General features: G+C 51.2%; 7 protein-coding genes and 1 pseudogene. 4 read left to right on the top strand and 4 right to left on the bottom strand.

The window, feature by feature from the left end:
- The 3 genes and pseudogenes from HKD24_RS14470 to HKD24_RS14460 all read right to left on the bottom strand — a co-directional run.
- Positions 1-132: pseudogene (locus tag HKD24_RS14470) on the bottom strand (IS481 family transposase); the annotation flags it as partial.
- 520 nt (positions 133-652) lie between these two features.
- Entirely contained in the window at positions 653-2,776 is a 2,124-nt protein-coding gene (locus HKD24_RS14465) for a helix-turn-helix domain-containing protein (RefSeq protein ID WP_194260887.1), read from the bottom strand.
- Between the two features lie 321 nt (positions 2,777-3,097).
- Positions 3,098-4,039 carry a hypothetical protein gene (locus tag HKD24_RS14460; RefSeq protein WP_194260886.1) on the bottom strand — a complete coding sequence of 314 codons (942 nt, stop codon included), beginning with the start codon at positions 4,037-4,039 and terminating at the stop codon, positions 3,098-3,100.
- A 345-nt stretch (positions 4,040-4,384) separates the two neighbouring features.
- Between HKD24_RS14460 and HKD24_RS14455 the strand changes: the two genes are divergently transcribed.
- The 4 genes from HKD24_RS14455 (at position 4,385) to HKD24_RS14440 (ending at position 8,124) form a co-directional block, all read left to right on the top strand.
- Complete coding sequence (locus HKD24_RS14455) at positions 4,385-4,720, top strand: helix-turn-helix domain-containing protein (protein WP_141354415.1); 336 nt, start codon at positions 4,385-4,387, stop codon at positions 4,718-4,720.
- Positions 4,713-5,960 (top strand): type II toxin-antitoxin system HipA family toxin, encoded by a 1,248-nt coding sequence (locus HKD24_RS14450; RefSeq protein WP_194260885.1) that lies wholly within the window; start codon positions 4,713-4,715, stop codon positions 5,958-5,960. The genes HKD24_RS14455 and HKD24_RS14450 overlap by 8 nt, the downstream gene beginning before the upstream one ends.
- Before the next feature lie 325 nt (positions 5,961-6,285).
- Entirely contained in the window at positions 6,286-7,503 is a 1,218-nt protein-coding gene (locus tag HKD24_RS14445) for a tyrosine-type recombinase/integrase (protein ID WP_194260884.1), read from the top strand.
- A 222-nt stretch (positions 7,504-7,725) separates the two neighbouring features.
- Positions 7,726-8,124: a helix-turn-helix domain-containing protein gene (locus HKD24_RS14440; protein ID WP_228124469.1), complete on the top strand. Its 399-nt coding sequence runs from the start codon at positions 7,726-7,728 to the stop codon at positions 8,122-8,124.
- Here HKD24_RS14440 and HKD24_RS15395 read toward each other — a convergent pair.
- Positions 8,105-8,310: hypothetical protein (locus tag HKD24_RS15395; RefSeq protein ID WP_228124468.1), on the bottom strand; the 206-nt coding region annotated here is incomplete at its 5' end. The two genes, HKD24_RS14440 and HKD24_RS15395, sit on opposite strands and share 20 nt — an antisense overlap.

The following is an 8,310-nucleotide window of genomic DNA, read 5'->3' as shown; positions in this document are numbered from 1 at the left end:
CCGCCACTTTGCAACTGTTTTCGGGTTGATCCCGAACTCCTTGCTCAGCGTCGCGAGCGAAGCCTGCGATCGCTGTATTGCTGCTCGCACGGCGTGCGTGGTCGTGGCGCTCCCATGACGTATCTGTCCCATAAGGCTTCCTTCCACTCTCGTGAAAATAATACCCCATCAAAACACGGGACTAAACACCTAGACAGTATAACGGAGGCGCAGCCATAATTTCGCGGATTGGTGCAGTATTCGCCCCACGACCTAAGAGCCTTGGCGCTGTCCCGGAGAGCGAGATGTCATGGCAGCTTACGCCTCTTATCGGACGTTCGGCAGGCTGGCACGTAGTCTTGAAAACGGACATAGCATATCCGGGTCTTCTCAGTGTTCGAGTCAGTTATATCTGCCGCTTTGCAGTGCTAATTGTGAAAAGATAGCCTGTGACCGTTGCGGGAGATTCGCATCACCAATGTATGAGCGCCGATATCCAATAGCAGACGGTGGCAGTCTCCTTTTGGGGCCGATGCCGAGTTGACGATTATTCTCGGTCATAACCCTTGTCCACAGGTTCCTCTTCAATTCAAGTCCCGAAAGTACAAACCAAGTGTGTGTAATTGACACCGTTTTATATAAGAGGATCAATTGGGAGCGGATTCATGTGGGATTAGACATCAAGAAGCCTCTCTTCGTTGCCGTCAAAGTATTCTTCTTGCGCATCTTCGGTAATCGAGAATATCCGACGATTGACATCGTTCTTTTCTCTCCTCACCAACCCCTTCTCAGCTAAATTACGACCTCTCTTTCCGATCAACTGATATGAACAATCCAGTTCTCCAGCTATCTCAGAAGCCACCATTTCTCGTTTCTCTGTGTACAACGTTTCCAAAATTCCGAGTTCTGTGGCAGGCAACAAAAGGTTTGGGTTTACGCTTCTGATCACACTCTCGTATTTCTTGGAGAGATTGATCACTTCGCACTTACCCCGCTTACATTTTGGGCAAAGCATATCGTACATTGCTAGACTACTGAGCGTGTCTATACCGAACGTTTCGGAACACTTATCGCATTTTATTTCTTGATTGCGCTCAAGAAATTTTCGGACAATGGACGTATCGTCAAATATCCTTTCGACGAAATACAACCTGTGCTCTCTTTGAGTAGATGGTCGACCAAAAGCAATGCTGTATTTATGACATAACCCATAATTCAAAGCGAATACTGATACTTTATTTCCATCTCGGTCTCTCATCTGATAATACAAAGTAAGGAAGAAGTTTAATTCTAATGTTCTAAGTGACGACTCTAGCGAACTAACTATATAGAAATGGCTTGATGGAGTGCGGCCTTTCAGATCGCGCGTAACACGAGAATCTTTATATTCTCGCAAATCCCTCGCTCTAGAAACGATAGATTCCAGAAGTTCTTTGAGACTGAAAACAGAAGCTCGTTCGGCAAAGCTTTCATGAGAAAATTTCTGTATTCCAAAGAATGGCTCAATTTTCTCCTCATAATATTTGGTAACTGCATCCTGAACAGCGCGGATGCCTATGGGGCGTTGGTAGGCCGTGACAGAATCTCTAAGGTTAGCAAGAAGATGTCCGAGGATGCGAGGGTTGGCCATTGATGCATAGAATAGTTGTCGATAGATGGCATTCGTATCTTCATCGCAAAACTCTTCGAAACTTTTACTTAAGAAATGCTGAAATCGGCTTTCAATGAGGCGCCGCGTGAAGTCGGTCGCCTTTTCTTCCATCGTACTTACGTCTTTCTCACCATAGAGTTTATAAAGATCCAAATAGATTTCATCGACCTTAGTGGGGTCTATCTTTCCGAAATAAACTCTTCCCGGGTACGCGGCGACCTTGAATTTTATAAACTCATTAGACCAATTGTTTAAAGGAGAGAGAATGGTATCTACAAAAACTCTCATTGCCTCTTCTGGTAATTCAGAAAAGTCGTCGATGAATATAAAAATCCTTTTAACGCCAATACTTAAAAGTATTTTTTGAAGACCTTCAATTACACCAATAATGTTAAACGTGCTAAGTACGAGATCTGAATATTCCTCTGAAGAGGTATTCTTTATTGACGAGTTGTTCTCCTTAATATGTTTGACCTTGCCGTTGCCACTAATCCCTGTAGCTGAAGCTTCTATTTCTAGCCCCAACTCCGTAGTCGCCTTCCGATCTCTGACGGTTTCTCGATCAACTTTCGATGCCGCAGTTCGGATCGCGGTTACATCGGTGAACTGAGATTCGAATGAACCGTCGAGAAGCTCTTGAATCGCTCCAGATATGTCGCTTCGCTTTAGACCCGACCGATCAATGATTTTATCAAAAATTGATGAATTTACAGCTTGTTGTAATTCCTTAGTAACATCAGAAAGAACCGCACGAATAAATCCGCGATACAGTAGTACTCGTTTGAGATCGTTCTCACTTAGCGCAAGACCTGCTTCCGCAATTTGCGACGGTATAGTAGGATCCACGTCTGCGGCTTCATAGACAGTCTTAATATCAACATAGGCCGACGCAGAATTTGGCGTTGCTCTAAGCTCATGTTGAGCACGCAGGAAAACCGTCGATTTGCCTGTTCCCTTACGACCAATGAGGAAAGTTGTACTGTCGCGCAGCATCGTCTCAAGAACAGCGTCATTTTGTAAAGGATCGACGTATAGCTTCTTTATAAGTGACTTATCCGTCACGTCGTCTCGAAGATCGGCTCGACGGTAGAGTTTGAGCGAATGTGCTGCTTTCGCGAAACCCTGTAGATCTTTTTTGCTATACATATGGATCCGTCCTTTTCTGGATCCATACAGCATTCTGCAATGCAGAGCAAAGCTGAATGGCCTTCCTTCACAACCATGACCGCTACCAACTCAATCTTTGGGGGCTATCTATTCTATGCAACGTAGTGACGGTTAGTAATGCACATCCGATTGGGCAACGGAGGGCTACCAAGTGCAGATGGCATCGCATTAAGTAGTCCAACAGCTACTGGGAATGGCTACGTTCTCAGATTGTCCTCTCAAAGCCGACCTTCCGCTTCCCCCCCCTTACTGCCATTCCGACAAAATTTTAATGAGGCAGGGCAGCAAGTTAATGTCGTTTTAAGCATCCTTGATCCAAAATCTAACCGTTGACTTTCGCGCCTGCGTCCACCCAGCATCACGCATAGATTGGGTTAAAGACCGTAGCTGAGCCACGGGCAACGGCCATGTCCCCCCAAGCAAGTCTTCCACAATCAATCGAGACGTCACAAATCCTGTCTGCTTAACAGACCATGCTTCGAGATCTCGAGAAATTTTAACTCTCAGCATGTTCTCGTTTTCTATATCGCACTGAGGCTGAGGCTGAGGCTGAGGCTGAGGCTGAGGCTGAGGCTGAGGCTGAGGCTGAGGCTGAGGCTGAGGCTGAGGCTGGCCTGCCGACCCTAGCGCCTGTTGTACAGAATAAAAATCATCTTGGACGACTGAAAGACGTTCGTCTGGGGGGATTGGTGCACTCTTCTTCGGACCAAACAAATGGTCAGCCAGAAACGCCACGTGTTCGTCGAAGGTCATGTCATCTGGTACAATCGTTTCGATATCACCCTTCTGAATTTCGGCCCATGCTTTCTCCAAGCCAATGCGTGCCCAATAAGAACGGGAATAATGCTGCGCAAGCGTATCAACCGTGACTGCCACCCATCGTCCGAGAATAATATCCCAGATTTCAATTCTCTCTGGTAAGCATTTCCGTCTTCGATTTTCCCTAATCCAGGCCTGTCTTTGAGGCTCTGAATAAATTGGAGAATCACCCTGTTGTATAGGATTATACGGTCGCTGACTGGCCTGATCCCGAAGGGCCTGCCACATGCCTTCGGCGAAACATATCCCGTACACCTCGCGCGGATAGACCCTTTCGAGATTCTCCGGGGTGACCACCTGCCAGTCCAAGGTGATCACATTCCACATCTCAAAGGCCTCAGTTGCTGGATTGAACCGGGTATTCTTTCTCAGCCAAGCCTCCCGGCCCTGGCGTGACATGATTCTAACGGAATCGTCTCGCATGTGCTTACTCCTTTTGCCCAACTTCCGGTCGAAGTGGCTTCGGATTGAACTTTCGCACATTTTTGCTTTTGCCCGTCGAGAGGGCACGCTACCGCAATTCTCTACGCCACGAAATCGTGATAAAAATTTATTTCCGTTATTATTCAACAAGTTGGAGTGACTTTTTTGACAAAAAAATGCTTACAATTGCCTCGTGAGACCCGAAACCATCATGACCCGTTGGCTTTGAAGCCTATCACTGATGGCTTGGCAGTATCTGCACAACCCCCATCAACAATTTCCATTTTGAGTATTTTGCTATCTTCGTGCTACATATTCACACATAAAGTAGCATGAAGATGACAAATGCCGACGCCACATAGCCCGCCCGCTTCTGTCCGTCGCGCCTTGCGCAAGCTGGGCAGCGATATCCACGACGCGCGTCGTCGCCGCAAATTGCCCATGGCCGTGGTAGCAGAGCGTGCCTTCACCTCGCGCTCGACTCTACAGCGCATCGAAGCTGGGGATGCCGGTGTCAGCATTGGCATCTATGCCACCGTCCTCCAGGCACTCGGACTGCTCGACGGCCTAGGCCAGATTGCCGACATCAGCCATGACAGTGTCGGACAGGCATTGGCCAGCGCGGCTTTGCCGAAACATATCCATCTCAAACGGAGCACTGGACCGTCACGCGATGGCTGACTTTGAAGTGCATATTGATCTGAACGGCCAGATACGGCCTGTCGGCGTTGCAAGGAGCAACCGAGTCCGAGGCACAGAGACGATCCTGTTCGAATATGACGAAGCATGGCTCCAAGACGCAGGACGATTTTCGCTCGAACCGGCACTTACGCTGACACGCGGGGCTTTCGCGCCCCCTGCCGGACTATCTATTTTCGGGTCCATCGGCGACTCTGCTCCGGACACATGGGGGCGTCGTCTCATGCAGCGAGCGGAACGTCGCCTTGCAGAACGTCAAGGTCGCGCCGTTCGCACTCTCACGGAAAGCGACTATCTGCTCGGAGTGGCTGATGAAACCCGGCTAGGAGCGCTCCGCTTCCGTTGGATGGAAAACAGGGTCTTTCAGGCGCCTATCCGGGCTGGCATTCCCGCATTGATCGACCTTGGCCGCCTGCTTCAGATTACCGAGCGCATTCTTCGTGACGAGGAGACCGACGAAGACCTTCAGCTCATTTTCGCTCCCGGTTCTTCCCTTGGGGGCGCACGGCCCAAAGCCTCGGTCATCGACCAGAACGGTCATCTCTCCATCGCCAAGTTTCCCAAAGAGACTGACGACTACAGCATGGAAACCTGGGAGGAGATCGCCTTGCGACTGGCCGGGCAGGCTGGCATTGCTACCCCACGACACAAACTGATCCATGTCGCCGGCAAAGCGGTTCTTCTCTCACAGCGTTTCGACCGTGACGGCGCCACCCGTATTCCGTTCCTGTCCGCAATGGCGATGATGGGCGCCAGAGACGGGGAACGCGGGAGTTACCCGGAAATCGTGGACGCCCTTGCACGATACGGCGCACAGGGAAAGACGGACGCCCACGCCCTCTATCGGCGCGTGGTCTTCAATGTTCTGATCTCGAATGTCGATGATCATCTGCGCAATCATGGTTTCCTCTGGCAGGGAAAGGCCGGATGGTCGCTTTCTCCAGCCTACGACCTAAATCCTGTTCCGGCCGATCTCAAAGCACGGGTACTGACCACAAACATTGATCTTGATGAAGGAACCTGCTCCGTCGAGCTTCTCGAGGCGGCATCGGAATTCTTCGCTCTTACGCTGCCGCAAGCGCGCACTGTCATCAAGGAAGTGGCGACGGTCACCGCGACATGGCGGGAGACTGCCAGGGAAGTCGGTGCCCGGTCAGCGGAGATCCAGCGTATGGCGAGCGCATTCGAGCATAACGATCTCAGACAGGCACTGACCCTGTGATCAGATATTTCCCCTGCTGCTCCAGAGAGACAGCGTTGGATAACCAGTCAGGGCGGTAACTTTTTGGGCCCGATTTGGGCCCACCCCAATGTGATATCTAGTTGTATTCAGTGATGGTCAGTGATATTAAATGTCCTAGTATCAACAATTTAAACAGGAAAACCCAGCTATTTAGTCCATACTTATCGCCCTTTCACGGCGGCAACACGGGTTCGAATCCCGTACGGGACGCCAATTTTTTTTGGTAATAATGTCAGCAATTTAGAGCTGTATCGGGCGCCAAAACTAAAAAATTAAGTAGCGATTTTGGACCAATTCTGGACCAATGACGAGTCCGTCCCCTTTCGGAGTTCGTCTCATGGCCCGTATAAAGTCCGCCGAAAATACCAAAGATCCTGCGACAGGACGGCCTCTTCCTGATGGCGTGAGCTGTCGGGGTCCCAGGCAATACAGGGCCCGCAAGCTGGTCAACGGCCAGCGGATCATCAGAACATTTGACACCGCCCGCCTCGCCCGCGCCTGGCTCGAGGAAACCTCGGTCAAAGTGCGTGAAGGGCGTCATATCGACGTCCGGGCCCTGGACGGTCTCGTGCTTAGAACCCTGATTGAGCGCTACCGCGACGAATGCATGGCTCACCGCGACGCTGACCGGACAGGGCATATTCCAGCACTGCTTCGCGATCCCATCGCAGACCTGAAGCTCTCCCGCCTGACGGTTCCAGCGGTTCGCGGCTTTCGCGACCGTCAGGGCAAGGATCTGGCTGCTGCGACAGTCGTCAAGCGGCTCAACCTTCTGGCCTCCATCCTCAATCATGCAATGAGTGAATGGGATGTTCCGCTCTCGCTGAATCCGGCTTCAGGTCGCATGATCAAGCGGCCAACAGGCGCCGATCGCAAGCGCAACCGACGACTGCAGGAAGACGCCCCGGAGAGCCCGACGCCCCCTACTCCTCACAAGACGACAGAAGCCAACGAATACGACCGCCTGCTTGCCGCAGTGACGTCCGAAAACCATCCGGATGACGTCTGGTTTGTGAGATGGGCCATCGAGCAAGCCACCCGATTAGGCGAAGCCGCGTCCCTGCGCTGGCGCGATGTCAATCTTGTGGCACGAACAATTTCGCTCCGACACACCAAGACACTGCATCTTGCTGAAGAAATGGGCCCGGAATTGCGCCCGCTGATGCCCGGGGCGCGAGCTCTGCTATACGACAAGCTGGATACTCTTCCTGCCCCACCCGATCCGGATGACCTGATCTTCCGGATCGGCGACGAACGCGCTTTTTCAGTGCGATACGGTCGTCACGTCAAAAAAGCAGGGCTTGTCGATTTGACGTTTCACGATCTCCGTCACGAAGCCACCAGCCGTCTTGCCAGATTTTTCCCCAATCCCCTGGATCTGTGCAGGGTCACCGGGCATCGCGATCTCAAAAGTCTGGACCGCTACTACCAGCCCGTGTTGACAACCTTTGCTGAGGATGCGGAAGAGCGCGCCCGTCTGCTGGGATACATCTACGATCGGGATGAAAGCGCTATCAAATAGATGCGACACACAAGATGTTCATACGAATACAGAACATATTTCCGCTAACATCATTTGTCATGTTTCTCTATGCGCGGAAAATCTCTCTGGCCAGAAACAGGAAATGCTTTTCAAAAGTGGATTTCGTGACGAGGTGCAATCTCTCAGGGTCGATTTACTGATTGATTTATAAATACGCCTTTCTACCCTGTTGAATATACCGACAAGCAGTGAGGCGCGGACATGGACAGACCAGATGAGCGAACCTCTCTTACGGTCATGACTTCAAGGGAAGCCGCGGAATATCTTAGGATCTCCTATGATGGCTTCAGGACGATGCGATCGCGCGGTGACGGACCTGCCGTTTTTATTTCGCTTGGCAGACGGCTGCGCTTTCGCAAGCAGGACCTTGACGCATTTCTTGCATCGCGCGTTCAGTGCGACGCCCGCGTTTCCGATTGGGGTCACGGCAAGAGTGTTTCTGCAGGGTCTGACCTGAACCCTGTCGCCACAAAGCGTAAAAGGGGCCGACCGCGTTCCACAGGCCAGATCGTCCTCATGCCGGTCTCCGTCTATGCAAGGGCAGGACTTCTGCTCGCCTTGGCTATTACCGGATGGATAATCAGTCTTTTGTTTTCCTGAAAAAAGCCCGCGTTAACACTCGGAAAGTGTGAGCTTCAATCATGAGCGTCTCCAAAGCTATAAGCAGTGCCAAGCCTAGGTGTTTAGTCCCGGGATTTGATGGTGTGATATTTTCACGCGAGTGGAAGGAAGCCTTATGGGACAGATACGTCATGGCAGCGCCACGACCACGCACGCCGTGCGAGC

It is taken from the genome of Gluconobacter vitians (assembly GCF_015244565.1).
Taxonomy (GTDB): domain Bacteria; phylum Pseudomonadota; class Alphaproteobacteria; order Acetobacterales; family Acetobacteraceae; genus Gluconobacter; species Gluconobacter vitians.
Note: the sequence above shows the minus strand (reverse complement) of the source record. Positions and strands in the feature narration are given on the sequence as shown.

Coding starts and splice junctions, on each gene's coding strand:
- HKD24_RS14450 (WP_194260885.1), top strand. CDS start 4,713: ATGGCTGACTTTGAAGTGCATATTGATCTGAACGGCCAGATACGGCCT.
- HKD24_RS14465 (WP_194260887.1), bottom strand. CDS start 2,776: ATGTATAGCAAAAAAGATCTACAGGGTTTCGCGAAAGCAGCACATTCG.
- HKD24_RS14440 (WP_228124469.1), top strand. CDS start 7,726: ATGGACAGACCAGATGAGCGAACCTCTCTTACGGTCATGACTTCAAGG.
- HKD24_RS14445 (WP_194260884.1), top strand. CDS start 6,286: ATGACGAGTCCGTCCCCTTTCGGAGTTCGTCTCATGGCCCGTATAAAG.
- HKD24_RS14455 (WP_141354415.1), top strand. CDS start 4,385: ATGCCGACGCCACATAGCCCGCCCGCTTCTGTCCGTCGCGCCTTGCGC.
- HKD24_RS14460 (WP_194260886.1), bottom strand. CDS start 4,039: ATGCGAGACGATTCCGTTAGAATCATGTCACGCCAGGGCCGGGAGGCT.